The sequence below is a fragment of the Streptomyces sp. NPDC087263 genome, from assembly GCF_044744645.1.
Lineage (GTDB): Bacteria > Actinomycetota > Actinomycetes > Streptomycetales > Streptomycetaceae > Streptomyces.
The window spans coordinates 415,783-442,119 of the sequence record NZ_JBIUYT010000007.1 but is presented as its reverse complement, the minus strand read 5'-3'; the positions used below and the strand labels follow the sequence as shown (position 1 = coordinate 442,119).

The window sequence follows — 26,337 nt, the reverse complement described above, 5'->3', positions numbered from 1 at the left end:
AGAGGTTTGCCTAGGCTCCTCGTCATGGACGAAGAGTTGCGATCACTCACGGAGCGTTTACGGAGCGAGGCCGGGGCTTCGGCGACGTACGACCGCCTTGTGGCGACCGAGGACGTGGACGAGCTGGCCGCCGCGCTCACCGAGCCCGGGCAGCCGCTGTGGGCACGGGAGTTGGTCGCCTTCCGGCTCGGGGTCGCCGGGGACCGGCGGGCCTTCGAGGCGCTCGTCCTGCTGCTCAACCACCGCGAGCCGGAGCGCTGCGTCTCCGCCGCGTACGCCCTGGCCCGGCTCGGCGACCCACGCACCGCACGAGCGGCGGCCGCACTCGCCACCAATGAGATGCGCGTCGCCTACGCCCTGCACCCCGTACGCCTGCTGACCGAGCTGCGCGCCCCCGAGGCCGCGCCCGCCCTGATCGCCACGCTGGAACGCAGACTGCACCCGCACGACCCCTACCGCAGGGTCGCCCTCGCCTGCGTGGAGGGGCTGGGCGCACTCGGCGACGTACGCGCGAGGCCGGTCCTCAATGAGGCGCTGGCGCATCCGACGCTCGCGGAGGCGGCGGTGCGGGCGCTGGCGCGGTTGCCGAAGGCGTAGGTCAACGGCTCTCGGCATCGGCGAGTGCACGGAGGTAGCGAACCTCGGGCACCGCGACACCATCGGCCTCGAAGGGTTCCTCGGCCCCGTCGGGGACGAACCCGGCCCGCTCGTAGAAGCGACGGGCCGGGGTGTTCTCCTTGAGCACCCACAGCAGCATCCGCTCGTACCCGGCGGCGGCACACCGCATGGTCGACTCCCTCAGCAGCGAGCCCCCCACACCGCCGCCGACCCGGTCGGGACGGACGTAGATCGCGTACAACTCGGCGTCCTCGGTGCGGACTTCACCGTCCCGGTACGGCCCGTGGCAGACCCAGCCGACCACCTCGGCGTCCTGCTCCGCGACCAGGTTCACGACCTCGCCGCCGCCCCGCCCGAAGCGCTCAAGTCGCCGTGCGGTCTCCTCCGCCACGCTGAGCGCGTCGAGATACGACTGCGGTATCAGCCCCTTGTACGCGGTCTGCCAGCCGCGGATGCGGATCTCGGAGACGCGGGGGCAGTCGGCGAGGGGCATCTCGCGGATGGTGGTGGGGGCGCTCATGGCGGGACCCTAGGCGTCGGGTGGTCGCGCGGTCTCCTCGATTACTCGGGGAGGACCGCGTACGCCTCGATCTCCATCAGGAACTCCGGGCGGACCAGCGCGGCGACCTGGACCGCCGACGCGGCCGGGAGGCGGTCCGCGGGTATGTGCGCGTCGCGGGCGGCGCGGATCGCGGGCATGTGCGCCATGTCCGTGACGAAGAAGGTGAGTTTGACGACGTCGTCGAAGCCGGCACCGGCGGCGGCCAGGCAGCGCCGCAGGTTCTCGAAGACCTGGCGGGCCTGCGCGTCCGGGTCGCCCTCGCCGACGAGTTTGCCGTCCTCGTCCAGGGCGAGCTGGCCCGAGACCGCCACGAAGCGGCCGGTGCCCATCACGACGTGGGTGTACGCGGCGGCGGGAGCGACCCCGTCGGGGGCGGGAATTCGTGTCAGCTCGCTCATGCGTCCATGGTGGACCATGGGTCTGACAACGCCCCCGACGGGCCGCCGCTCAGCCTCGGAAGCCGAGGAGGCCGTGCAGTGTCGAGCCGCGTGAGGTGGTGGATGCCGCCTTGGTGCTCAGCGGCGCCGGGTCGGGCAGCGTCTCACACACCGCGTCGACCTCACCGCCGCTGCGCGGCACCTTGCCGTCCGTCAGATACGCCGCCAGGTACTTGTCCAGGCAGGCGTTGCCGCTCAGCGAGATGCCGTGGTTCCCGCCGCCCTGCTCGACCACCAGGCTGGAGCCGCCCAGCAGGTTGTGGACGGTGACGCCGCCCTCGTACGGGGTGGCCGCGTCGTTCGTGGCCTGGAAGAGCAGTGCCGGCGGGATGGCGTCGTTGGCGATGTCGACCGGATGGAGCGAGTGCGTCGGCCAGAACGCGCACGGCGCGTTGTACCAGGCGTTGCTCCAGGCCATGAACGGTGCCTTCTCGTACACCGCCCAGTTGTCCTCGCGCCACTGGCTCCAGTCGCGCGGCCAGGCCGCGTCACGGCACTGCACCGAGGCGTAGACGCTGTAGCCGTTGTCACCGGCGGCGTCGATGGCGGCGAAGTTGCCGTACGCCTCGACCAGCGGGTCCGCGTTCTTGTCGTTCACATAGGCGGCGAACGCCTCGGCCAGGTAGGGCCAGTAGCCGTTGTAGTAGCCGCCCGGGATGAAGGTGTCCTCCAGTTCGGAGGCGCCCACCTTCTTGTCCGCGGGCTTCTTGGCGAGCGCCGCGCGCATCGCGTACCACTTGGCCTCGACCTTGGCGGGGTCGGTGCCGAGCTTGTACGCGCTGTTGTGCTTGGCGACCCAGGACATGAAGGCCAGATGGCGGTCGTTGAAGGCGTAGTCCTGGGTGAGGTTGTCGGCGTACCAGACACCGGTCGGGTCGACGATGGAGTCGAGGACCAGGCGCCGTACGCGGTCCGGGTAGAGCTTGGCGTAGACGGCGCCCAGGTAGGTGCCGTACGAGTACCCGAAGTAGTTGATCTGCCTGGCGCCGAGCGCGTGCCGGATCGCGTCCATGTCCTGGACCGCGCTCACCGTGTCGATGTAGGGCAGCAGCTTCGCGTACTTGGTGGCGCACGCCTTCGCGAAGGACTCGGCGCGCGCGAGGTTGGCCTTTTCGAGCGCCGGGGTGCTGGGCACGGTGTCGGGGCGCACCGGGTCGAAGTACCCCGGCTTGCAGTCCAGGGCGGGCTTGCTGGCGCCGACGCCGCGCGGGTCGAAGCCGATGACGTCGTACTGCGCCGCCACCGCCTTGGGCAGCGCGGACGCGACGTACCCGGCGAGGGTGAGCCCGCTGCCGCCGGGGCCGCCGGGGTTCACCAGCAGCGGTCCCTGGTACGTCTTCGCGGTGTGCGGGACGCGCGAGAGCGCCAGGGTGATCCGCTCGCTGTACGGGTTGGAGTGGTCCAGCGGCACCTTCAAGGACGCGCACTGGAGCGTCGGATAGGCGGTCGTGCCGCACTTCTTCCAGCTGAGCTTCGCGGTCGGGGCGGTGCGCGGTGCGGTCGCGGAGCCGGAGCTCGCGTCGGCGGGGATCGACGTGATCATCCCTGCCACGACAGCGGCAGCACCGCACAGAGCGGCTGCGCGTTTGTTCATGGGGGGCCTCCCGGGACGGAGGATTCTGAGCCGTGCACGCCACGGCCTTCGCCGCATCGTCCCGGAAAGGGCGTCCGGAAGAACCCGTTCTGGCGAGACTTGACCCGATCGGGCCGCCGGATGCGCTCGGATGCGTCAGGGTCGCCCTCACAGGAGGGTGAGCTGAGTCGGCTCCGGCGTGGCCGGCTCGGGTGCGGCCGTGATCCTGCGCGGCATCCCCGCGCCCGAGGGACCGATGCCGTACTCCTGGGCCAGCTCGTGGACCTGACGAGTGATCCGCCGCTGGTACCACTTCGGGGCGTAGGAGCCCTCCGCGTACAGCCGCTCGTAACGGCGTACGAGATGCGGGTGGTGGTGCTCCAGCCAGGCCATGAACCACTCGCGTGCGCCGGGCCGCAGATGCAGCACGAGCGGGGTCACGGACGTGGCGCCGGACGCGGCGATCGCCCGTACGGTGGCGCGCAGCTGCGCCGGGTCGTCGCCCAGGAAGGGGATCACCGGGGCCATCAGGACCCCGCAGCCGATGCCGTGGTCCGTCAGGGTGCGTACGACGTCCAGGCGACGCTCCGGCGCGGGTGTGCCCGGCTCGACGGTGCGCCACAGCTCGGGATCGGTGAAGCCCACGGAGACGGAGATCCCGACGTCGGTGACTTCGGAGGCCTGCTTGAGAAGGTCGAGGTCGCGCAGGATCAGCGTGCCCTTGGTGAGGATCGAGAAGGGGTTCGCGTGGTCGCGCAGGGCGCCGATGATGCCGGGCATCAGCCGGTAGCGGCCCTCCGCCCGCTGGTAGCAGTCGACGTTGGTGCCCATCGCGATGTGCTCGCCGTGCCAGCGGCGTGAGCCGAGCTGGCGGCGCAGCAGGTCCGGCGCGTTGACCTTCACCACGATCTGGGAGTCGAAGTCGAGCCCTGAGTCGAGGTCAAGGTAGCTGTGGGTCTTGCGGGCGAAGCAGTACACACACGCGTGCGTGCAGCCCCGATAGGGATTCACGGTCCATTCGAAGGGCATGCGGGAGGCCCCCGGCACCCGGTTGACGATCGACTTGGCCCGGATCTCGTGGAAGGTGACGCCCCGGAACTCCGGGGTGTCGAACGTACGGGTGATCACCGCGTCCGCGCCGAACAGCGCGGCGTCCCTGGCGGGATTCCCTGTGGGGTCCGCTGTGAGGTTCTCCCAGCGCATGAGGCCTCCTCGGTAGCACTGACCACAGAATAGAACACATGTTCCCTTGATCGTGCGACCCGGTATGCGGCGATCCGTGCGGCGCCCTAGGGGCACCCCGATTTGGGCGGCCCGGCCGGGGGGTGGTTGGCTGGCCGCACATCCCGAGGAACCAAGTGCTGGAGGAAGTGCAATGGCGCAGGTCGAGGCGACGACGGAACGAGTCATCGCGGCGGACGCGGAGGCGGTGTTCGACGCTCTCGCCGACTACACCGGCACACGCGCGAAGCTGCTGCCCGAACACTTCAGCGAGTACGAGGTGCGCGAGGGCGGCGACGGCGAGGGCACCCTCGTCCACTGGAAGCTCCAGGCCACCAGTAAGCGCGTCCGTGACTGCCTGCTGGAGGTGAGCGAGCCCACCGACGGCGAGCTCGTCGAGAAGGACCGCAACTCCTCGATGGTCACCACCTGGCGTGTCACCCCCGCGGGCGAGGGCAAGTCGCGCGCCGTCGTCACCACCGTCTGGAACGGCGCGGGCGGCATCGGCGGCTTCTTCGAGAAGACCTTCGCGCCCAAGGGTCTCGGCCGGATCTACGAACTGGTGCTCACCAAGCTCGCCGCCGAGGTGGAGAAGTAGCCCGCAAAAGCGACTTCACGGGGTGCGCGGCCCAAGAGGCAGTTCTCCAGGGCGCGTTGTAGTCCTCACCAGTTCGAGTGGATCTCTGCGTCGCGGGGTGTTACGCCGTAACTCGTCGTGCTTGCCAGCAGTTGTCGCGTAAGCGGGAATTGTGCAGGTAGGTGCGACGAGGGGAGCGGTACGTGGGCGGGATCACTCTGGTGAAGGACGAACCGGCTGCCGCACCCCCGCAGGACCGCACGCCACCGGCCGTCGAGACCGGCCAACTGGGTCCACGCCAGATCCGGTTGGTCTTCCTCGGGCTCATGCTCGCGCTGCTGCTCGCGGCGCTGGAGCAGATGATCGTGGCCACCGCGCTCCCGAAGATCGTCGGAGAGCTGCACGGCCTGGACAAGATGTCCTGGGCGATCACCGCCTATCTGCTCACCTCCACCGTCGGACTCCCGATCTACGGCAAGCTCGGCGACCTCTTCGGCCGCAAGGGCGTCTTCCAGTTCGCGATCGTCATCTTCGTGATCGGCTCCGCGCTCGCCGGCTGGTCGCGCACCATGGACCAGCTGATCGCCTTCCGCGCACTCCAGGGCGTCGGAGCGGGCGGCCTCATGATCGGCGTGCAGGCGATCATCGCGGACATCGTGCCGCCGCGTGAACGCGGCCGCTTCATGGGCCTGATCGGCGCCGCGTTCGGCCTCGCCTCCGTGGCGGGCCCGCTCCTCGGCGGCTATTTCACCGACCACCTCACCTGGAGGTGGTGCTTCTACATCAACGTGCCCTTCGGCCTGCTCACCCTGGCCGTCGTCACCGTCGTACTGAAACTGCCCAAACCCCGCACCAGAGCGCGCCTCGACGTGCCGGGCGCGCTGCTGCTCGCCGCCGCGTCGACCTGCCTCGTCCTGCTGACCAGTTGGGGCGGCACCGAGTACGCGTGGGACTCGCGGGTCATCCTGGGGCTCGGCGCGGGTGCGCTCGCCTCGACGGTCCTCTTCCTCGTCGCCGAGCACTTCGCGGCCGAACCCCTCATCCCCCTGCGGCTGTTCAGGGACGGCGTCTTCAACATCACCGCGCTGGTGGGGCTGATCGTCGGCGTCGCGCTGTTCGGCGCGGCAAGCTATCTGCCGACGTTCCTGCAGATGGTGGACGGGGCCTCGGCCACCGAGTCGGGACTCCTGATGCTCCCCATGATGGGCGGCATCGTCGGTGCGTCGGTCATCTCCGGGCAGCTCATCAGCAAGACCGGGCGCTACAAGGTCTATCCGATCCTCGGCGGCGCCCTCTCGGTCCTCGGCATGTGGCTGCTGTCCCGGCTCGAAGTCGACACACCCAGGCTGCACTACAGCATCTGGATGGCGGTGCTGGGCGCCGGAATCGGCATGGTGATGCCGGTGCTCGTCCTCGCCGTGCAGAACTCCGCACGCCCGGCCGACCTCGGCACCGCGACCAGCGCCAACAACTACTTCCGGCAGATCGGCGGCAGCGTCGGCGCGGCCGTCTTCGGCACACTCTTCGCCAACCGGCTCGCCGACGAACTCGCCGACCGCCTCCCCGCGAGCGGCGGGACCGGTGTTCCGGACGCGGAGTCCCTCACCCCGCAGCTCGTCCACGCGATGCCGGCCGCCCTGCGCGACACCTACATCGGGGCGTACGCGGAAGCCATGCCGCGGATCTTCCTCTTCCTGGTGCCGGTGCTCGTCCTCGGCCTGCTGATCGCCTTCTTCCTCAAGGAGAAACCGCTGGTGTCCCACAACGCCCCCGCCACCGACGCCGAGTCCGCACCGCTCACCCAGGTCCCGCACGCCCGCACCTCCTACGCCGCCGGGATCCCCGTCTGCGGCACGGTCCAGCACCCCGACGGCACCGTCGTGCCGCGTGCCGCGCTCACCCTCATCGACATCGCCGGGCAGCAGATCGGACGGGGCGCCAGCGGCGCGGACGGACGGTACGCGCTGTCCACGCCCGGATCGGGGTCGTACGTCCTGATCGCCGCGGCGGGAGGCCACCAGCCGCAGGCCGTCTCGGTGACCGTCGGCGAACGCCCCGTGGAGCTGGACGTCGTGCTCGGCGGGGCCGGACGTCTCGCCGGAAGCGTGCTGACCGCGGACGGCACCCCGGTGCGCGAGGCCATCGTCACGCTCACCAACGTCCACGGGGAGGTGGTCGCCACCACCCGCAGCGGGCGCGAAGGGGGCTATGTCATCACGGAGTTGGTGGCGGGCGAGTACACCCTCGCCGCCAGCGCGCCCGCCTTCCGCCCGGCCGCGCTCCCCGTCAGCGTGCAGGCCGCCCGCGAGACCCGCCAGGACGTCGAACTCGCGGGCGGCGCCGTGCTGCGCGGCACCGTGCGGGCCGGCGGCGGACGTCCCGTCGAGGACGCGCGCGTGACACTCCTGGACGCCGCGGGCAACGTGGTGGACACCCTCACCACCGGCGCCGACGGAACGTTCCGGTTCGTCGACCTGTCCTCCGGCGAGTACACCGTCATCGCGGCGGGCTATCCGCCGGTGGCCACCGTGCTCCAGGTCGCCGGGGGTGGCAGGACGGAACGCGACCTGCAACTGGGGCACGAGGACTGACACTTCGCGAAGCCCCCGGGGCGCCGGACCCTACTCGCGGGTTCAATTCGCGTATTGCCACACATCGCGACGGGCCACCGCCGTACGGTAGTGGGGGCGGCACAGATCTTCCGGAGCCGTGGGGAGAGAGGGCCTGGGCCATGGACCGTGGCACCGAAACGGGCGCAGCTCCCAGCCGCGGAGCTGGGGACGACGTGGTGGAGCACGCTGCCGTCGGCCGGATCCCGCTGGCCGTGGTGGCCGTGGACCGTGACGGCCTGGTCTCACACTGGAGCACCGGCGCCAGGCGCCTGTTCGGCGCTTCCAAGGAGGACGCGGTGGGTCGCCCCGCCGTCGATCTGCTCCCGGTCTCCGGCGTACTCCCCGAGGACGAGGAAACGGCGCCCTACGGGGCGTACGCGGCGTACGACGGACTCGGTCCCGACCTGGAGTCCTCCCTCGACGGGCGGCTCTCCTACCCGGCCGCCGGGCGTGCCCGGCTCACGGTGAGCGGCCGCGACCGGGTCGACGTGCTGTGGTGGGCGTACCCGCTGGTGGGGCCCGGACCGGAGCGACTGCTGGTGCTGGCCGCCGACGCGGGCGCGATGCGCCAAGAGGGCTACGACCACGACGGGGCGGCCGTCGAACGCATTGCGCCCGGCTTCGCCCTGCACACCGACTTCCCCGGTGCCGAGGAGCTGGCCCGCGGGCTTCCCGAGATCCTGCCCAGCATGAGCGTCGGCGAGGGCGCCCGGATCGTCGCGCAGGTCCTCGAACTGGGCTATCCCGTCCTGGAGTTCAGCCAGAGCGACCGGGTGCCCGTCACCCCCGACTGGGGCGTGCCCCGGCGCGTCGAGCGCAGGGCGCGCCGCGAGCGGGCCGCCCGGGCGGCGGCCATCGGTGAACCCCTGCCAGGAGACGTCCAGGACGAGGGCGAGGACCTCGAATACGTCGCCGTACGCGAGCGCCTGGAGTTCCTCAACGAGGTCAGTGGGCGCATCGGCACCTCGCTCGACCTGGCGCGGACCATCCTCGAGGTCAGCCGTGCCGTGGTGCCGCGCTTCACCGATGTCGCGGGTACCTATCTGCGCGAACAGGTCGTCGCCGGTGAGGGCTTCCACGAAGGTGTGCCCGACACGACCACCATGTGGCACCGCGTCGCGCTGGAGCACACGGACGAGCCGGGCCGCTGGGACGACGTCGTGCCGGTCGGTGAGGCCATGCCCTTCCCGGCGCACACGCCGTTCTTCCAGTGCATGACCACCGGTGAGCCCGTCCTCGTGCCGCGCATCAGCGAGCAGATGGGGCACATGATCGCCGCGCAGTTCGAGAAGCGCGACATCAGGCCGCTCATCACCCACCGCTCCATGCTGGTCGTCCCCCTGAAGGCCCGCAATGTGGTGCTCGGCTTCATGATCCTGCTGCGCCACCCGGAGCGCGTCGAGTTCAACGACATGGACCGCGTGACCGGCGCCGAACTGGCCGCCCGTGCGGGGCTCGTACTCGACAACGCGCGCATGTACACGTACCAGGAGAGCGTGGCCGACACCCTCCAGGACAGCATGCTGCCGCGCATCGCGCCCCGGATGGCCGGCTGCGACATCGCCACCCGCTATCTGCCCGGCACACTCCTCGGCCGGGTCGGCGGCGACTGGTTCGACTCCGTGAAGCTGCCCGGATCGCGGACCGCCCTGGTCGTCGGTGACGTGATGGGGCACGGTCTCAACTCCGCGGCGATGATGGGCCAGTTGCGCACCGCCGTCCAGACCATGGCCGCGCTCGACCTGCCGCCCGCCCAGCTCCTGCGCAACCTCGACGACCTCGCCCAGCGGCTCGGCGACAACTACCTCGCGACCTGCCTGTACGCCGTCTACGACCCCATCGCCGGCGAACTGCACATGGGCAACGCCGGCCACATCCCACCCGTCATCGTGCGCGCCGTGGACGGCCGCAGCGAGCTGCTCGACCTGCCGACGGGCGCGCCCATCGGAGTCGGCGGGGTGCCCTTCGAGGCGGTACGCGTGCGCGTGGAGCCCGGCGATCGGCTCGTGATGTGCACCGACGGACTGGTCGAGGTACGCGGCGAGGACATCGGCGTCGGCCTCGCCACGCTCTGCGAATCAGCCGCCCACCCGGCCGCGTCCATGGACGACGCCTGTGACACCATCATCCGCGCACTCAACATCCGCGGCGGCCGCAAGGACGACGTGGCGCTGCTGATGGCCCGCCTGAACGGCATCGAACCCGAGGACGTCGCCGAATGGCGGCTCGCGCCCGACCCGGTCGAGGCGGGACGGGCACGCGCCGTGGTCCGCGAGCAGCTTCATGTGTGGGGGCTGGCCGCGCTCACCGACCCGGCCGAGCTGATGGCCGGCGAGCTGGTCACCAATGCCGTACGGCATGCCCACAGCCGTCATATCGCGCTGCGCCTGGTGCGCGGCGAGACCCTGCTGTGCGAGGTGGACGACGACGACCACACGCTGCCGACCCTGCTCAGCGTCGGCCCTGAGGACGAGTTCGGGCGCGGTCTGCGCGTCGTCAGCACGCTGGCCCGCGAGTGGGGGACGAGCCGTACGACCGCAGGCAAGACCGTGTGGTTCGAACTGACGCTGCCGCGACGTCGTTAGCCGCCCGGGCGGATCGGGGCGTGCGAGGCGGTCCGCAGGGCGCACCACGGCGTGCACTTGTCGAGTGAGCGTGAAGGAATGTGCCATGCGCTTGTGGCTGTAACCGGGGCGCGATAAACCGATCTGGCCCCGTCTCCTTGACGGTCGGCGTCACAACCTGGGGAGTTGGGCATGAGTGTGACGAGTCGGTACAAAGAAGCCTGGGAGGGCTTCTGGCGCGAGGCTCCCGACGAACAGGGGGCGGTCTTCTGGGACGCGGAGCCCGTGCTGACCGCCGGCATCCATCTCGCCCGCTTCGAACCGCGCATGGTGGACTTCGAGTTGCCGCTGGTGGACCTGGGCTGTGGCAACGGCACCCAGACACGGTTCTTCGCCGAGCGGTTCACCCGGGTCGTCGGCGCCGACATCTCCTCCGCCGCGCTCGACCACGCACGCCGCGCCGATCCGGAGGGCACAGCCGAGTACCGGCTGCTCGACTCCGCGGAGAAGGGCGAGGTCGAGGCGCTCCACGCGGAACTGGGCGATGCCAACCTCTACATGAGGGGCGTGCTCCACCAGTGCGATGCCGACGACCGGCAGAACCTGGTCGACGGCATCGCGACACTCATCGGGGAACGCGGCCGGGCCTTCCTGGTCGAGCTGTCGGAGGCCGCGCGCCCCGTCCTGATGGGGCTCGCCCAGAGCGCCGAGGGACCCCCGCCCAAGCTGCGGCCGGTGCTGGCGCACGGGATCGTCCCCGGCGAGGTGGCTGACGCGGCGGTGCCGGTGTACCTGGGCGCGGCCGGTCTGACGGTGCTGGGGAGCGGTGAACTCCCGCTCATCACCACGGAGTACACGCCCGACGGAACCCGGATCGAACTGCCGTCGACGTGGCACGTGGTGGGGCGCGCGGGCTGAAGGACCCACCTTCACGGGGCCGGCGTGTGCGGGCGTGGAAAGGCCTGCCTTCGCCGGGCCGGCGTGTGTGGATCCTGTGGGCTCGGCGCGCCGACGTGCTCGGCCCCACCGGGCGGGAGACTCTTTGCTGTCGCCATGCGCCGGTATCCAACCGGTTGGCTCGGGGCGACGTCCGGCCCTGATTCGGGTGGGGTGGGAACCATCCGAAAACGCCAGACTCTGCGACGTTTATTGGCACTTGGTCTCGTGGTGTGACCGCCCGGACCAGGACGGGGGTCCAACCGGTGACGAATACCGGGCGAGGAGTGCTTGAAGGCGCGTTCGCTCTGCTGAGCGCGCTCGAGGAGGCGGGTGAGGCGAGACTGACCGCGCTCGCCTCGCGCAGCGGGTTGCCGAAGAGCAGTGCCCATCGGCTACTTGACCAACTGGTCGCCCTGGGCGCGGTGGAGCGCTCATGGGGCGCCTACCGGATAGGCCCGCGGATCTTCCGGCTGGGCCGCGCCTGGCAGCCGTATCCAGGTCTGCAGGCCGCCTCGGCCGGGACCGTACGGTGGCTGGCGGAGACCACCGGCGCGACCGTGGCGATCTGTGTGCTGCACGAGGGCCGCACGATGGCGGCCGCCGGGCTGCCGGGTGAGGTCGCCGAACTGGCCCCCATGCGGCCGGGCGAAACCTGGTCGGCGATGACCGCCGCGGGCAAGGTGCTGCTGGCGGGCGCGCCGGCGGGGCTGCCACTCGACCCGTTGCCGGGCTCCTGGCGGCGGACCGCACAGGAGATCCGGGAGCGCGGCGCGGCCTTCGACCGGGAGGAGTTGGTCCCCGGGGTGGCCTGTGTGGCCGTTCCGTTGCGCGGGCAACGCGGCGAGCTGATCGCGTCGCTGGTCTCGATGGTGCCGGCCGGCCGGAAGTTGGAGACCTTGGCGGAGACCCTGGGCCTGGCGTCCCGCGTGATCGAAGACGGCCTGCGTCGTGTTCCGCGTCAGGCCGCACGGCCGGTCACGCACGGGGCCGTCCTTCCTCGGGTGCGCTGAGGGGCTTTTTTGGCGACCCGGAGTCCCGTACCTGGACCACTGCCGAGCCGATGTCCGACGCGCGGTTCTATCACCCGGCGATCGCGTTGCCCGACGGCCGGGTGCTGGTCTTCGGCGGTTACGTCGTGACGTCCCGCGACTTCGGGGCCGGGCTCGCCTACTGCGAGCTGTACCAGCCGGACACCGGGAAATGGCTTCCGGCGGGCAACCTGTCCACCCCCCGCCACAGCCACCAGGCCACCCTCCTGGCCGACGGCACCGTACTCGTCAACGGCGGCGGCGACCCGGGTGCGGGGGTCGACGGCGGCCACGTCAACCCGTACAGCCGGGCCACCGCCGAGCGCTACGACCCGGCGACCGACACCTGGACCCCGGACACGCCGATGCCCACCGGCCGCACCCACCACCGCGCCGTCCTGCTCCCCGACGGCCGGCTCCTCGTCGCGGGCGGTACCAATGACGTCACCCTCGACACCGGCTACCGCAACGCCGTCCTCTACGACCCGCTCACCCGAGCCTGGGCCTGGTCCGCGAGCATGGCGGTACCCCGTTGGGACTTCGCCGCCACCGCTCTCCCCGACGGCCGCGTCCTCGTCGTGGGCGGCGCCGTCCGTACCGGTGCGGCCGCCCAGGGGCCCGCCGAGGACGCGCTCACGGCGACCGCGGAGATCTTCGGCCCGCTGTCGTGAACGGCCCACGTGCCGGCCCGAGTCCCGGCCCGCGTCCCGGCCCGCGTCCCGGTCCGGGTGAGCGCGCGGAGTGCTTCCTTGCCGGGGCCGGGGGAACGAGATGCGGAAGCCCTCGGGCGGATCACCGGCTCAGGCCCACGTGATGACCTGCTCGTGTTCCAGCCGGGGGAGCCGCTGGAACCAGGGGCGCTCGCTGGGATGCCCGAGGTTGACCACCAAGGTCGACCGCAGACGTCCGTCGGGGAAGAACTCCGCGTCCAGCCCGGCGGCGTGGAAACCCTTCATCGGCCCGGCGGCCAGACCGAGTGCACGGACGGCGAGTATGAAGTAGCCCGCCTGGAGGGCGCTGTTGTAGTCGGCGACCGACGCCCGCTTTTCCGTGGCGGCCTCGAAGATCTCCCGGGCCTCGGGACGATAGGGGAGCAGCTCGGGAAGGTGCTCATGGAACCGGGTGTCGGCGGCCAGCACCGCGATGACGGGTGCCGAGGCGCTCTTGGGCCGATTGCTCTCGGCCAGGTGCTTCAGTACCCGGGCGCGGCCCTCCGGAGTGCGTAGGTACAGCACGCGCAGCGGCTGGCTGTTGGTCTCCGTGGGTGCCCACCGAGTCAGCTCCCAGATGCTGCGCAACTCCTCATCGCTCACCGGAGTGTCAGCGAAGCTGTTCGCCGTGCGTGCCCGGGTGAAGAGGGTGGCAAGCCCGGTCTCGTCGAGAGGGGAGAGGGGCTGCGGCAGGGTCTCTGCCAAGGGTGCGGACATCATCGCTCGCTTTCTTGACGGAACACCACGGTGCTGCCGTTGGATCCGTCCGGGCACGGACCAGCCATGCGGATCAACTCCCCCTCACCGAGCGGGGCTTGGTACGTCGCAGTCGTCTCGTCGCGCACAGGTCAGCCCAGCGGGCCCATGAACGTCTGATCGGCGTAGGTGTCCGACAGCGGCGGCAGTATCTCGGGCCACGGGTCGGTGACCGTGCGGCGTTCGCTCTGCGGCCTGGGCCTTCCGTCCCACCCGATCTGCTCCATGTAGGAGTAGAGGCAGACCAGGTGACCGTCGGGGTCGCGCAGGTGGGCCGCGTAGTCGATGCCCAGATATAGCTCGGCCGGGACGTCCTCGACGAGGGTGTAGCCCTCCTGCACCAAGTAGCGCACGGCGGCGCGGAGTTGGCTGTAGCTGCCCACTTCCATGCCGATGCTCAGACACGAGGTGTGTTCGCTCAGCCCGAGGCGGCCGCGCAGCTCCTTGTCCGCCAGGACGAAGGTGTGATGCTCGCTCGCGCTGCGCAGGTGCACTATGCGCTTGCCGAGGTACTGCGCCTCTTCGGCGATCTGGAAGCCGAGCCGTTCGGTGTAGAACGCGAGCATCTCCTCCATCCGCTCGGTGAACATCGAGACCGGACCGAGGCGGGTGATCTTGAAGGGACGTGGCAGCAGGACGCCACCGACGTCGTACGTCTCCTTCAGGTGCGCCTCGGACGGGCTCCAGCCGGAGTCCGTGTCGATGTCGCGGTCAAGCGCCTCCTGGAGCTCGGCGGCCTCCGACATCTGGGGCAGCGAGGGCACCGTGTTGAAACCCCGGTAGTGCATCGCGGACGGCCGGGATTTCCGTGACCAGCCGATCTGCTCCATGCCGTAGTAGAGCTCGACCGTGTTCCCGTCCGGATCGAGGAAGTAGACATGCCAGTTGCCGCCGGGCATGTCACGTCCGACGCGTCCGATCTCCACGCCGTGGGCGCGCAGGTACGCCTCGGCGTCGACGACCTCCTGCAGGCTGCCCACCTGCCAGGTGATCTGGCTGAGCGTGTTGTCCTTCGCGTGCAGGTCGTTGCCGAAGAAGGTGCCGAAGGTCTGGTGCGCCAGCAACAGGGCGTGGTGGTCGGCGGAGTTGCTGGTGAAGATCAGCCGGGGGTCGGTGATGACCTTCTGCAGGGCAGGGAGTGCCTGCGGGGGCGCATCCTTGAACATGTCCACTTCGTCGGTGACACGGAACCCGAGCTTGTCGACGTAGAAGGTGATCCCCTCGTCGAGTCGGTCCAGGTTGAAGCCGAAGTGGCCGAAGCGCCTGATCTTGAAGGGGCGGGGCAGCAGGACTCCGCCGACGTCGAACTGCTCGCTGTGTACTGCGGTCGCCATGACCGGTCTCCTTGCTACTTGTTCTCGTCGGAGTAGTCGGGGCCCGCTGTCACCGGGTTGCGCAGCTCACCGATGCCTGTTGCCCAACTGACCAGCGTGTCGCCGGGCTTGAGGAAGACACTCGGGTTCCGCAGTGCACCGACGCCCCCAGGTGTGCCGGTGAAGATGACGTCGCCGGGCAACAGCGGGCACACCGCGGAGATCCGCGCGATCAGTTCGGCGACGGAGTGGACCATGGTGGAGGTACGGCTCTTCTGCATCACCCGGCCGTTGAGGGTGCAGCCGATCTCCAGGTCGTCGGGGTCCTCGAGCGCGTCGGGGGTGACGAGGACCGGCCCCATCGGCCCGAACCCCGGGAAGGACTTGCCCATGGAGAACTGCGGTGCGGGCCCTGCCATCTGTACGGCCCGTTCGGAGATGTCCTGCCCCACGGTGAGGCCTGCCACATGGCGCCACGCGTCCCGCTCGGCCACTCGTTCGGCGCGGCGTCCCATCACGACGACGAGTTCGACCTCCCAGTCGACGTGCCGGCTGGGCAAGGGGATGGCGTCGTCCGGGCCCGTGAGACAGCTCGGAAACTTGGTGAAGATCAACGGAGCCTCGGGGAGGGCGACTTTGGCCTCCTCCACGTGCTCACGGTAGTTGGCGCCGACGGCGAAGACCTGGCGCGGCGGCGGGACGGGCAACTGAAGCCGGTCCAGGGGCAGTTGCTCCCCGCCCGGTGCTGCCGTGGCGGCCCACTCGACGAGGGTGTCCCACACGTCGAAGAGACCTGCCGGAGCGGCGGGGATCCGGCCGTTGCTGGCCCGTTCGATGTCGACGGCCGACTCGCCGTCGACCAGGACCAGCCGGTTGTCGATGATTCCGATACGCATACGAGCGCTCTCCTTGCCTGTTGATCGTCTACTGGTTGAGGCGCGGGCCCGGCAGCGCCTCGTCGAGGGGTATCCGCAGCGCCCGAAGCGTGTCGGCCAGCATGATGTAGTGGCCCACCAGCATCGGCAGTTCGATCAGCTGCTCCGTGGTCAGGCGCGCACTCAGCTCACGCCAGGTGGCGTCCGCGATCGTGTGGTCGTCGTGGAGTTCGTCCACGGCGGCGACGAGCAGCCGCTCACGCGGCGTCCACGCCCGTTCGGGTCCGCCACCGGTCAGCGCGGCGAAGTCGTCGTCGGTGAGCCCCGCCCTGGCGCCGATGGCGCGGTGGTTCTCCAGCTCGTAGGCGCTCCCGCACCGCCAGGACACCCTGATGATGAGCAACTCCCTCTCGCGGGGCGGGAAGACCGAGTCCCGCAGGAGCTGTATGCACAGCGGCAGCCAGGCGCGGAAGAGAGCCGGGTGCTGCACCAGCGTGCTGAACAGATGAGGGACCTGATCGCCCCGGACCACCGAGAGGAGCTGACGCTGCTCCTCCGAGCGCTGCGCGGGGCCGAGGGGCGCGAGCCGGGGCTCGGTGGTGGCCGGTGGGTAGGGGGTGGCCGGTTGTGGATCGGGCATGGCGCGATCTCCGAAATCGTCGATGGGGTACGGCGGAGTCGCCGGCTCTGGCTGTAGGGGGCTCCCGCTGTCGGGAAGCGGACTGGTGGCGATCGGCGTGATCGGCGGTAAGCGAATGTCTGTGTTCTGCGGAGCGCGGACCCGCACCTTGGCCTGAGCACCGGCTCCTGCTGCTGGATCGCAAGTCCCGCTTGCCCGCCCGGACGTGGTGACGAGCGGCCTACAGCTGGAAGGACTTGATCTCCTGGAACTCCTCCAGGCCGTACCTGCCGTACTCGCGGCCGTTGCCGGACTGCTTGTAGCCGCCGAAGGGCGCGTTGGGGTTGAAGCCACCGCCGTTGATCTGCACCTGTCCGGCGCGGATGCGCCCGCCGACGGCCAGCGCGAGCGCCTGCTCGGGGGCCCATACGCCGGCGGCCAGGCCGAACGGGGTGTCGTTGGCCAGCGCGACGGCCTCCTCGAGGCTTCGGTAGACCTGCACCACCAGGACCGGACCGAAGATCTCCTCCCTGGCGATGGGTGCGTTCGGCGGTACCCGGGTGAAGACGGTGGGCTGTACGTAGAAGCCGCGCTCCAGTCCGGTCGGTGTCTGCGGCCCGCCCACCAGCAGGCGTTGCCCCTCGTCGACGGCTGAGGAGATGTACGCCAGAACCCGGTCGCGTTGTGCCCGGGAGGCGAGCGGCCCGTACTGGGTGGACTCCTCTCGCGGGTCACCGAGCCGCATGGCCGCGACCTCGGCCGCGAGAAGGTCTTCGACCTGGTCGATCTCGTCGGCGTGGACCAGCAGCCGCGTCAGCGCGAAGCAGGTCTGCCCCGAGTTGAGGAAGGCGGCCGGCAGCACCTGGGAGAGGGTGGTGGGGAGGTCGGTGCCCGGCAGCACGATCGCCGGGCTCTTGCCGCCGAGCTCCAGGGACACCTTCTTGATCGTGGGGGCCGCGGCCTGGCTGACCTTGACGCCCGCGGCGGTTGATCCGGTGAAGGAGACCAGGTCCACCTGGGGGTGCGCGGCGATCGCCTGTCCGACGACCGGTCCGTCGCCGCTGACCAGGTTGAACACACCGGGCGGCAGTCCGGCCGCTTCGATGACCTCGGTCAGCGCCCAGATGGTCAGCGGCGCGACCTCGCTGGGTTTGAGCACCACGGTGTTGCCCGCGGCCAACGCCGGTGCGACCTTGGCCGTGCTCTGGTGCAGCGGATAGTTCCACGGCGAGATCGCGCCGACCACTCCGAAGGGCTCGCGCACGACGCGGGAGCTGCCGATCTGCTCGAACGACTCGGCGCTCTCCGCGATGGCCTGGGCCACGAAGGCGAAGTTGTTGAGGGGCAGTCCGACGTGCGCCAGCCGTGACAGGCCGATCGGCGTGCCCACGTCGTCGGTGGCCAGGGCGGCCAGTTCCTCGGCGCGCTCCTGGAGCCCCGCGACGATACGGGCCATCGCCGCGGCACGTTCCTTGACCGGAGTGCGGGCCCACCCTTCGGATGCGTTACGGGCCGCGGCGACGGCCTGGTCGACGTCTCGGCGGCTGCCCATCGGCACGTGGGCGATGACCTCCTCGGTGGCCGGGTTGACCACCTCGGCGGACGAGGTCGCGTCCGGTGCCACCCAGCGTCCGTCGATGAAGATCTTGCTGTAGTCGGGCATGGTCACCCCTCCAGGGCGGTGTTGACGTGCGTGAGTCAGGCGTCATCGGGACGGATCCCGCAGACCGTCCGCGTGCAGCCGGTCGGTGAAGGTGGGCTGCCGGTAGGCCCTGTCACGTCCCTGACGCCGAGGGCCGGCTCTGGTCCTGGTCCTGGTTCTGGTAAGCCGCCGGGTCGCCGGGCAGGCCGACCGCCACCCGGGCCGACGCCAGGGCCTGTTCCTGCCGGTGGTGCCATGCGGCGGGCTCGCGGCGCAGACGACCACGGCGCCGGCCGATGACGCGGATGACAGGGCCGAGCGCGGCATCGGCCGCGGTGGCCCGGGGCAGACAGAGCTCGTCCGCCGCCAGGCGGCCATGGAAACGCCGGGTGAGTGCGTACAGCACCGGCAACCCCACACGGGTCGGGATGCGGGCCAGACGCCGCAGGTCACCCGCGATCGCCTCCAGAGTGGCGGAGGCGAGCCGGGACGATTCCGGGATGGCCGGTCCTGTGACGGCCCCCAGCAGTTCGTCGACCCGTTCGGCGGCGAGGTGGGACGTGATGCCCTGGACCAGGGCGGCGTCGATGCCCAGCAAGTGGGCGATGTACCACCAGTACCGGTACAGCGAGGCGGTCTCGGCGGACGTCTGGGCCCAGCCCATCCTGGCCTCGGCGCGGTAGGAGGTGAGGGTGAAGTCCATCCAGGTGCGGGCCAGATCGACCTGGTTGATCGGCGCACCGTACACATGGGGGTCGTATCCCTTGCTGAGCGCCAGCCGTCGCATGTGCGCGTGCAGCATGCGCACCTGCACGGTGGCCACGTAGCCGGGCTCGCCGCACCGCAGCGATCCGGGCAGCATCGCGGTGACCACCCACTTGCCGGTCTCCTGAAGGCGGCGCGGGACGCCGTCGAGCAACTGGCCCGTGATGGCCAGGACCTTGGCTATCGAGGGTGATTCGTAGATCCGGACGAGCGCGCCGGCGCTGAGCGAGATCGCGTGCGCGGGCGCCGGCGCGTTGAAGAACGGCAGCGACCCGCGATCCAGCAACTCGTCATCGACGTAACCGGGCACGCTCTCGCACTGCGCCAGCAGGGCGGCGACCGCGGGCGGGGGATCGGTCAACGAGGCCAGCCCCGAGGTGAGGCCCCTGTGTAGCGCCGCACGCACCGGCCGGCCGTGTGCGTGTATCTCTTCGACGACGGCGTCGGCCAGCGGGTCGCCTGTGGTGAGCGCCCAGCCCATCAGCTCGGCGCGCCCCTGCCCGAACTGGGCGACGATCACGTCGCGGCCGGCGCGCTCGGTGGGCCATCGGCGGCCGTCGTGACAGGCCATGGGCCCGGATCTGGCTTCCTGGTTCCTCATCTGAGGATGCCCTCCTGACCGACGAGAAATATCTGACACCCGTCAGGTTAGCCATAATCTGACAGCCGTCAAGTATGTGCGCCGGAGGCTGGAGGGGCTGCGTCTAGACTCTGAAACGCGTCGCACCAGGGCCGCGCAAGCATCGAAGGAGTACGGCATGACGGTTCGGCAGACTCGCGGGCCGGGTCGCCCTTCCGCCTCCGGGCCCATGCCGCCCTCCGGGGATCAGATCCTGCGGCAGGGGCTTGAGGCCTTCGTGGAACTCGGCTACGACGGCGCGTCCATGCGGGAGCTCGCGAACAGGCTCGATGTCAGCCACAACTTCATCAATGACCGCTACGGCTCCAAGCAGGCGTTCTGGCGCGCGGTCGCGGACTACGCGCTCGAAGGGGCGACCGGTGTCCTCACGGCGGCGCTGGAATCGAGCGACGACGACGAGGAGCGGCTGACCGCGATCGTCCGCCGCTTCTACCAGGTGGCCGTCCGCATGCCCCAGCTCAACCAGCTGATGCTGGAGGAGTCGCACCTCCGCAGTGAACGCCTGGACTACGTTTTCGAGCGATACGTCGCTCCCCTCATCTCCAGCATCGAGCCCAGCGTGCGGCGCATGGTCGCGGCGGGCAGGCTCCCCGACATTCCGATGTACCTGCTGTACTCGGCCGTGATCGGCCCCGCAGCTGCCCTGACCCGCCGCCCCATGGTGGAGCGGCTCGGGTGGCCGTCACATCCGGATGAGGCGGATTTGACCGCCATCGCCGAGGACCTGGCGCGCCTGGCCCTGAACGGGCTGCTCGGTCGTCCGGGATCGCGGACCGAACCTCCGCACTGAACCGCGCGGTCAGGGGCGGGTCCATACGCGTCCGGCCGCAGAGCCACCGGTGCCTGAAGTGTGCGGCTGAGGATCGCGGAGGCTGGACAGGAGGCGACCGCTCCTCATAACTTAACGAATGTTCGATCTCGATGGCTGGGCGGTGCCCTGTGCGTCGGGCACCGTCACGTCATCGGCAACACACCCTCCAGAGCCGGGAGACCGACATGGCTGACGCAGTACTCGCCGAATTCCGTGAGGACGGTACGACCGTCATCACCATCAACCGTCCCGAGGCGCGCAACGCCATCAACCGCGCGGTCGCCGAGGGCGTCGCGGCGGCGCTCGACGAACTGGACCGCAGGGACGATCAGGTCGTCGGTGTCATCACGGGCGCGGGCGGCTCCTTCTGCTCCGGGATGGACCTCAAGGCGTTTCTCGCGGGTGAGGACCCGTCGATCGAGGGGCGGGGCCTCGCCGGGATGACCGAGGCCCCGCCCCGCAAGCCGATGATCGCGGCGGTGGAGGGCTACGCACTCGCGGGCGGTTGCGAGATCATGCTGGCCTGCGACATGGTCGTCGCCGCGCACGATGCCCGATTCGGCATCCCCGAGGTCAAGCGCGGCCTCGTGGCGGCGGCCGGCGGCCTGCTCCGGCTTCCGCAGCGCATCCCGAGTGCGGTGGCCCTGGAACTGGCCCTCACCGGTGACTTCCTCGACGCGCAGCGCGCCCACACCTACGGCCTCGTCAACCGCGTCACGGAGAAGGGCGACGCACTTGAAGGCGCCCTGGCGCTGGCTCGGGCGATCGCCGCGAACGGGCCGCTCGCCGTGCGGGTGACCAAGCAGATCATGGCCGAGGCGCCGAACTGGCCCGCCGACCGGGCCTGGGAGCGGATGCGGGAGATCACACGCCCTGTCTTCGCCTCCGAGGACGCCAAGGAAGGGCCCCGGGCCTTCGCGGAGAAGCGCGCGCCGCGCTGGACCGGCCGCTGAGGCTCGGCGGGTGCGAGAACTGACCGCACCTCATATGCCGTAGGGGCGGCCGGACTTCTGGATCCGGCCGCCCCTACGGCGTCTCGCTGCGGAGCGGCCCGGCTCCCGCCTCGGTCAGAGAAAGAGGTCCCGGTGCAGCGGTTCCGTGCTCGCCGGGTTCGCCCGGTATCCGTCGAACCCGGTGACCCCGGACTCGCGCAGCACCTCCTCGTCGACGAAGGTCTGCCCGGTCGTGTGCCCCGCGGGACGCGTGAGGATCTCGTACGCGGCGTCCGCCATGATGCCTGGCGTGCGGCTGCGGTTGACGGTCTCCTCCCCGCCGCCCATGTTCAGGGTCGCGGCGGTGACGATCGTGGTGGCCGGCCACAGACAGTTGGCGGAGAGGGCGCTGTCCCGGTGCTGTTCGGCGATGCCGAGGGTCAGCATGGTCATGCCGTACTTGCTGACGGTGTACGGAGCGTGGTCGCGCAGCCAGCGCCGGTCCGGGTTGAGCGGCGGTGACAGCGTGAGGATCTGCGCGTGTGAGGACTCGTGCAGGTGGGGCAGGGCGAGGGAGCTGAGCAGGAAGGTGCCGCGGACGTTGATGTCCATCATCAGGTCGTAGCGCTTGAGCGGTAGTTCTCCGGGACTGAGCAGCGCGATGGCGGACGCGTTGTTGAGGACCACGTCTATGCCGCCGAACCGCTCGACGGTGGCCTGTACGGCGCGGCGCACATCCTCTTCCTCGCGTACGTCGCCGACGATCCCCAGGGCCTTGCCCCCTGCCGCCTCGATCTCCGCGGCAGCCGTGTGCACGGTGCCGGGCAGTCTGGGGTCGGGTGTGTCGGTCTTGGCGAGCAGGGCGATGTTCGCGCCGTCGCGGGCGGCACGCAGGGCGATGGCCAGCCCGATACCGCGGCTGCCGCCCGACATCAGCACGGTGCGCCCGGCGAGGCGGGAGTGTGCTCCGGTCATGGGAAGGAGGTCCTTTCGGCGGCGGGCCGTCAGTGGGCCCGCGTGAAGCAGGTCACCCGTCCGGGACGTGGACAGGTGCTGCGCTGCGGATTACCTTAACGATCGTTCGACAAGATTTCTGCGACGCAGGCCACACCCGGCGGAGCAGATCGAGGCAAGAACGAGAAGAGGCTGCCGTGCGCCGTACGGTGTTCAACGACGATCACGAGGCATTCCGCGCGACGCTCCGCGACTTCATCGAGAAGGAAGTCGTGCCCGTCCACCACGAGTGGGAGAAGGAAGGGCACCCTCCGCGCGACTTCTACCGCAAGCTCGGCGAACTCGGCGTGCTCGGTATCGAGGTGCCGCAGGAGTTCGGTGGCGCGGGCGAGACCAGTTTCAAGTATCAGGCGGTCGTGACGGAGGAGTTGACCCGCGCCGGCGTCTCGTTCGGCAGTTACTCGGTACACGCCAACCTGATCCTTCCGTACCTGATGGCGTATGCGACCGAGGAGCAGAAGCAGCGCTGGCTGCCCGGTTTCGCGAGCGGCGAGATCATGACCGCCATCGCGATGACCGAGCCGAGTACCGGCTCCGACCTCGCGAACATCAGCACCCGCGCAACGCTGTCGGAGGACGGGAAGCACTACCTTCTCAACGGCGCCAAGACCTTCATCACCGGCGGCGTCCTCGCCGACCTGATCCTGGTCGTCGTACGCACCACGCCGTTCAACCCCGAGGATCGCCGGGCGGGGCTGTCCATCCTGTGCGTGGAGACCGCGTCGGAGGGCTTCACGGTCGGCCGCAAGCTCGACAAGATCGGGCTGAAGACGACCGACACCGCTGAACTCTCGTTCAGTGACGTCAAGGTGCCCGTCGAGAACCTGCTCGGCGAGGAGGGCAAGGCCTTCTCCTACCTCTCCCACAACCTCCCCCAGGAACGCCTGGCCATCGCACTGGGCAGCGCCGCAGCGGCCGAGGCCGCGCTCATGCACGCCACCGCGTACGTCAAGGACCGCACGGTCTTCGGCCGGCCGGTCGCCTCTTTCCAGAACAGCAAGTTCGTACTCGCCGAGTGCGCCACCGAGACCGAGGCGGCCCGACTGTTCGCCGACCGCGCGCTGGACCTCCACGACGCCGGTGAACTCACCATCGCGGATGCCGCGAAGGCGAAGCTGTTCTGCACCGAGGTCGCGGACCGTGTGATCGACAAGTGCCTTCAACTGCACGGCGGTTACGGCTACATCACCGAGTACCCGATCGCCCGCCTGTACGCGGACGCCCGCGTCTCCCGTATCTACGGCGGTACCAGCGAAGTCATGAAAATCGTCATCGCCAAGTCGCTCGGCCTCTGAGCCTCCGGCAACTCCCAGACCCCAGACCACACGAGAGGGAATTCCATGCGGATCGACAACACCTCCTCCGCCCTGATCACCGGCGGCGCCTCGGGCCTCGGCCGGGCCACCGCCGAGCTCCTCGCCGAGAGTGGCGCGCACGTCGTCATCTTCGACCTGCCCTCCTCCGACGGCGAGGCCGTCGCCAAGGACCTCGGCGCCACCTTCGTCCCGGGTGATGTCACCAGCGAGGCCGACGCCTCCGCCGCCGTGGCTGCCGCCGTCGCACGTGGGCCGCTGCGCATCACCGTCAACTGCGCGGGCATCGGCGACGCCCAACGCACCGCGGGCAAGGACGGCCCGTACCCCCTGGACAAGTTCCGCAAGATCGTCGAGGTGAACCTGATCGGCACGTTCAACGTGATCCGTCTCGCCGCCCAGGAGATGAGCGGCAACGAACCTCTCGACGGCGACCGAGGCGTCATCGTCAACACCGCGTCCGTGGCGGCGTTCGACGGCCAGATCGGGCAGTGCTCGTACTCCGCCTCGAAGGCCGCCATCGTCGGCATGACCCTGCCGATCGCACGCGACCTCGCGAAGGCGAACATCCGCGTGACGACCATCGCGCCGGGCCTGTTCGAGACCCCGCTCCTTGGCCAACTGCCGCAGGCGGCCCGTGACTCGCTGGGCGCACAGGTCCCGCACCCCAGCCGCCTCGGCCGGCCGACCGAGTACGCGCAGCTCGTCGAGGCGATCGTCACCAACCCCATGCTGAACGGCGAGACCATCCGCCTGGACGGCGCCATCCGCATGGCCCCGAAGTAGGCCGCACCGTGTTCCCCTCCGCCATGCCTCTTCGTACGAGCAGGAGTTCCCCTGATGCGTGACGCAGTCATCGTCGACGCCGTTCGCACCCCGGTCGGCAAGGGCAGGCCCGGCGGCGCCCTGTCCGGCATCCACCCCGTGGACCTGTCCGCCCATGTCCTCAAGGCCCTCGCCGAGCGCAACGATCTCGCCCCGGTCACCGTCGACGACGTCATCTGGGGCTGTGTGTCCCAGGCCGGAGAGCAGGCGGCGGGCGTCGGCCGGTACGCGGTCCTCGCCGCGGGCTGGCCGGAGAGCGTGCCCGGCCTGACCATCGACCGTCAGTGCGGCTCCTCGCAGCAGGCCGTGCACCAGGCGGCCGCCGGCATCATCGCCGGGCAGTACGACATCGCCATTGCCGGCGGCGTCGAGATGATGTCCCGGGTGCCGATGGGCGCGAGTGGCGCGGACGGCCGGTTCGGCAAGCCGTACGGCCCCCTGGTCGCCGAACGCTACGACAACTACCAGTTCAACCAGGGCGTCGGCGCCGAGATGATCGCCGAGGAGTTCGGGCTCAGCCGCGAGGAACTGGACCGGCACGCCCTCGACTCGCACGCCCGCGCCGCCCGTGCGATCGACGAGGGCCGCTTCAAGGAGCAGATCACCCCGGTCACCGTCACCGGGGCGGACGGCGTCGAGCGTGTCCTGGACACGGACGAGGGTGTCCGCCGCGGCGGCACCCTGGAGGCCCTGGGAAGCCTGAAGACCCCGTTCAAGGAGCACGGCGCCATCTCCGCGGGCAACGCCTCGCAGATCTCCGACGGCGCCGCCGCGCTGCTCGTCACCACCAGCGAGGTCGCCGCGCGCAACGGCTGGACACCGATAGCCCGCTTCCATACGGGAGTTGTCACGGGCGTCGACCCGATCACGATGCTCAAGGGTCCGATCCCGGCGACCGCGAAGGTCTTCGAGCGCTCCGGCCTGTCCATCGGTGACATCGGCGCGTACGAGATCAACGAGGCGTTCGCCTCGGTCTCGCTCGGCTGGCAGCGGCAGACCGGCGCCGACTACGAGCGGATGAACCCCAACGGCGGTGCGATGGCCCTCGGCCACCCGCTCGGGGCCTCCGGCGCCCGGCTGATGACGACCCTCGTGCACCACATGAAGGACAGCGGCATCCGCTACGGCCTACAGGCGATGTGCGAGGGCGGCGGCATGGCCAACGCCACCATCCTCGAACTGCTTTGATCCACCTCGTCACGGCAAGGGCGGACCCGCCAGGGCCCGCCCTCGCCGTGACGGGAGCTGCCCGGGCGTCATTCGGTGGCGCCCGCCCGGGCGGCGTGTTCGAGGAGCTTCCGGTTGGGCGTGAACGCGCAGGTCGCCTGTGCGCACAGCCGACCCGTCGCGTCGGTGATCTCCGCGCGGACCAGCGTGCGCGTGGCGCCGCTCTGCTGCACGGAGCCGACGGCCGTGTACGTCTCGCCCGCCAGCAGGGGCCGAAGATAGTCCACGTTCAGACTCATCGTGAGGTACGGAGTGGCCGGGTTGCTGAGGCTGATGGCCGTGACGCCGCACACCTCGTCGAACGCGGCGGCGATGTAGCCGCCGTGCACGACTCCGGCGGGGTTGCGCACCGCGTCGGACGGCGTCCAGATGAGCTCGACCCGCCCCTTCTCCACCTCGGAGAACCGCAGGCCGAGATGGGCGTGGAGGGCGTGGGGAGGAGAGTCGGCGAGGGCGCGGATCCGATCGAGCCCGGTGCCCGTTCCCCAAGTGATGTCGCTGATGATGGCCGGCTCCTCACACAGTTGCATCCGCAGGTCGGCGCCCCGCCGGGGCGAGGGCATGCGCATTGATTCAGCGAATATAGCTTATCGATCGTTCGACTAGCGAGGTGGGTGAAGGCTCCGGACGTTGAAGGGGTGGGAGCTGCCGTCGGGGGACTGCGGATGCCCTTCACCAGGTGCGCAGAGCGGATACGGAGGATCTCCCGGCCTGCTCGGGAACCGCACGGCGGGACCGTCGGGTCCATCTCCGCTCGCGCGACT

Annotated in this window: 24 protein-coding genes; 12 read left to right on the top strand and 12 right to left on the bottom strand. The window is 70.1% G+C overall.

Going from position 1 to position 26,337, the window contains the following annotated elements; translation table 11 throughout:
* Positions 1-24 precede the first annotated feature (24 nt).
* Entirely contained in the window at positions 25-597 is a 573-nt protein-coding gene (locus tag ACIPC1_RS24615; protein WP_402520363.1) for an adenylosuccinate lyase, read from the top strand.
* Between the two features lies 1 nt (position 598).
* Here ACIPC1_RS24615 and ACIPC1_RS24610 read toward each other — a convergent pair whose 3' ends face one another.
* From ACIPC1_RS24610 to ACIPC1_RS24595, 4 genes are all read right to left on the bottom strand, one after another.
* On the bottom strand, positions 599-1,138 hold the full coding sequence (locus ACIPC1_RS24610; protein WP_402520361.1) for a GNAT family N-acetyltransferase: 540 nt from the start codon (positions 1,136-1,138) through the stop codon (positions 599-601).
* A 41-nt stretch (positions 1,139-1,179) separates the two neighbouring features.
* Positions 1,180-1,578: a RidA family protein gene (locus ACIPC1_RS24605; RefSeq protein WP_402520359.1), complete on the bottom strand. Its 399-nt coding sequence runs from the start codon at positions 1,576-1,578 to the stop codon at positions 1,180-1,182.
* Positions 1,579-1,627: 49 nt separating this feature from the next.
* The gene (locus ACIPC1_RS24600; RefSeq protein ID WP_402520357.1) at positions 1,628-3,211 is read right to left on the bottom strand and encodes an alpha/beta hydrolase; all 1,584 of its coding nucleotides are present in this window, start codon (positions 3,209-3,211) and stop codon (positions 1,628-1,630) included.
* A 147-nt stretch (positions 3,212-3,358) separates the two neighbouring features.
* A complete protein-coding gene (locus ACIPC1_RS24595; RefSeq protein WP_402520355.1) occupies positions 3,359-4,393 on the bottom strand; it encodes an Rv2578c family radical SAM protein in 1,035 nt (344 codons plus the stop codon).
* A 172-nt stretch (positions 4,394-4,565) separates the two neighbouring features.
* Here ACIPC1_RS24595 and ACIPC1_RS24590 point away from each other — a divergent pair, with 172 nt between their 5' ends.
* The 6 genes from ACIPC1_RS24590 (at position 4,566) to ACIPC1_RS24565 (ending at position 12,802) form a co-directional block, all read left to right on the top strand.
* Complete coding sequence (locus tag ACIPC1_RS24590) at positions 4,566-5,009, top strand: SRPBCC family protein (RefSeq protein WP_384387104.1); 444 nt, start codon at positions 4,566-4,568, stop codon at positions 5,007-5,009.
* Positions 5,010-5,191: 182 nt separating this feature from the next.
* Entirely contained in the window at positions 5,192-7,579 is a 2,388-nt protein-coding gene (locus ACIPC1_RS24585) for an MFS transporter (RefSeq protein ID WP_402520352.1), read from the top strand.
* 140 nt (positions 7,580-7,719) lie between these two features.
* Entirely contained in the window at positions 7,720-10,185 is a 2,466-nt protein-coding gene (locus ACIPC1_RS24580; RefSeq protein ID WP_402520350.1) for a SpoIIE family protein phosphatase, read from the top strand.
* A 171-nt stretch (positions 10,186-10,356) separates the two neighbouring features.
* Positions 10,357-11,082 (top strand): class I SAM-dependent methyltransferase, encoded by a 726-nt coding sequence (locus ACIPC1_RS24575; RefSeq protein ID WP_402520348.1) that lies wholly within the window; start codon positions 10,357-10,359, stop codon positions 11,080-11,082.
* 305 nt (positions 11,083-11,387) lie between these two features.
* On the top strand, positions 11,388-12,113 hold the full coding sequence (locus ACIPC1_RS24570) for an IclR family transcriptional regulator (protein WP_402520346.1): 726 nt from the start codon (positions 11,388-11,390) through the stop codon (positions 12,111-12,113).
* A gap of 50 nt (positions 12,114-12,163) precedes the next feature.
* Positions 12,164-12,802 carry a Kelch repeat-containing protein gene (locus ACIPC1_RS24565; protein ID WP_402520344.1) on the top strand — a complete coding sequence of 213 codons (639 nt, stop codon included), beginning with the start codon at positions 12,164-12,166 and terminating at the stop codon, positions 12,800-12,802.
* A 129-nt stretch (positions 12,803-12,931) separates the two neighbouring features.
* On the opposite strand, the gene ACIPC1_RS24560 is transcribed toward ACIPC1_RS24565, so the two are convergent.
* The 6 genes from ACIPC1_RS24560 to ACIPC1_RS24535 form a co-directional block, all read right to left on the bottom strand.
* Positions 12,932-13,561, bottom strand: a complete 630-nt coding sequence (locus ACIPC1_RS24560) for a malonic semialdehyde reductase (RefSeq protein WP_402520342.1) — start codon at positions 13,559-13,561, stop codon at positions 12,932-12,934.
* A 128-nt stretch (positions 13,562-13,689) separates the two neighbouring features.
* Positions 13,690-14,931 carry a VOC family protein gene (locus ACIPC1_RS24555; protein WP_402520340.1) on the bottom strand — a complete coding sequence of 414 codons (1,242 nt, stop codon included), beginning with the start codon at positions 14,929-14,931 and terminating at the stop codon, positions 13,690-13,692.
* Between the two features lie 14 nt (positions 14,932-14,945).
* Positions 14,946-15,806 (bottom strand): fumarylacetoacetate hydrolase family protein, encoded by an 861-nt coding sequence (locus ACIPC1_RS24550; protein ID WP_402520338.1) that lies wholly within the window; start codon positions 15,804-15,806, stop codon positions 14,946-14,948.
* A 28-nt stretch (positions 15,807-15,834) separates the two neighbouring features.
* Positions 15,835-16,425 (bottom strand): carboxymuconolactone decarboxylase family protein, encoded by a 591-nt coding sequence (locus ACIPC1_RS24545; protein WP_402520335.1) that lies wholly within the window; start codon positions 16,423-16,425, stop codon positions 15,835-15,837.
* A 220-nt stretch (positions 16,426-16,645) separates the two neighbouring features.
* Positions 16,646-18,067, bottom strand: coding sequence for an aldehyde dehydrogenase family protein (locus tag ACIPC1_RS24540; protein ID WP_402520333.1), 1,422 nt, complete (start codon positions 18,065-18,067; stop codon positions 16,646-16,648).
* 112 nt (positions 18,068-18,179) lie between these two features.
* A complete protein-coding gene (locus ACIPC1_RS24535) occupies positions 18,180-19,412 on the bottom strand; it encodes an oxygenase MpaB family protein (RefSeq protein ID WP_402520331.1) in 1,233 nt (410 codons plus the stop codon).
* A 157-nt stretch (positions 19,413-19,569) separates the two neighbouring features.
* Between ACIPC1_RS24535 and ACIPC1_RS24530 the strand changes: the two genes are divergently transcribed.
* Entirely contained in the window at positions 19,570-20,241 is a 672-nt protein-coding gene (locus ACIPC1_RS24530) for a TetR/AcrR family transcriptional regulator (RefSeq protein ID WP_402520329.1), read from the top strand.
* A 206-nt stretch (positions 20,242-20,447) separates the two neighbouring features.
* Positions 20,448-21,215, top strand: a complete 768-nt coding sequence (locus tag ACIPC1_RS24525; RefSeq protein ID WP_402520326.1) for a crotonase/enoyl-CoA hydratase family protein — start codon at positions 20,448-20,450, stop codon at positions 21,213-21,215.
* Positions 21,216-21,329: 114 nt separating this feature from the next.
* Here the strand turns inward: ACIPC1_RS24525 and ACIPC1_RS24520 are convergent, their stop codons facing one another.
* On the bottom strand, positions 21,330-22,169 hold the full coding sequence (locus ACIPC1_RS24520; RefSeq protein ID WP_402520324.1) for an SDR family oxidoreductase: 840 nt from the start codon (positions 22,167-22,169) through the stop codon (positions 21,330-21,332).
* Positions 22,170-22,345: 176 nt separating this feature from the next.
* On the opposite strand from ACIPC1_RS24520, the gene ACIPC1_RS24515 reads away from it, so the two are divergent.
* From ACIPC1_RS24515 to ACIPC1_RS24505, 3 genes are read left to right on the top strand one after another with little or no spacing between them, the layout of a single operon-like run.
* A complete protein-coding gene (locus tag ACIPC1_RS24515; protein ID WP_402520322.1) occupies positions 22,346-23,503 on the top strand; it encodes an acyl-CoA dehydrogenase family protein in 1,158 nt (385 codons plus the stop codon).
* A gap of 45 nt (positions 23,504-23,548) precedes the next feature.
* The gene (locus ACIPC1_RS24510) at positions 23,549-24,307 is read left to right on the top strand and encodes a 3-hydroxyacyl-CoA dehydrogenase (protein ID WP_402520320.1); all 759 of its coding nucleotides are present in this window, start codon (positions 23,549-23,551) and stop codon (positions 24,305-24,307) included.
* Positions 24,308-24,361: 54 nt separating this feature from the next.
* On the top strand, positions 24,362-25,534 hold the full coding sequence (locus tag ACIPC1_RS24505; RefSeq protein ID WP_402520318.1) for a thiolase family protein: 1,173 nt from the start codon (positions 24,362-24,364) through the stop codon (positions 25,532-25,534).
* A gap of 68 nt (positions 25,535-25,602) precedes the next feature.
* Here the strand turns inward: ACIPC1_RS24505 and ACIPC1_RS24500 are convergent, their stop codons facing one another.
* A complete protein-coding gene (locus ACIPC1_RS24500) occupies positions 25,603-26,142 on the bottom strand; it encodes a PaaI family thioesterase (protein WP_402520316.1) in 540 nt (179 codons plus the stop codon).
* Positions 26,143-26,337 lie beyond the last annotated feature (195 nt).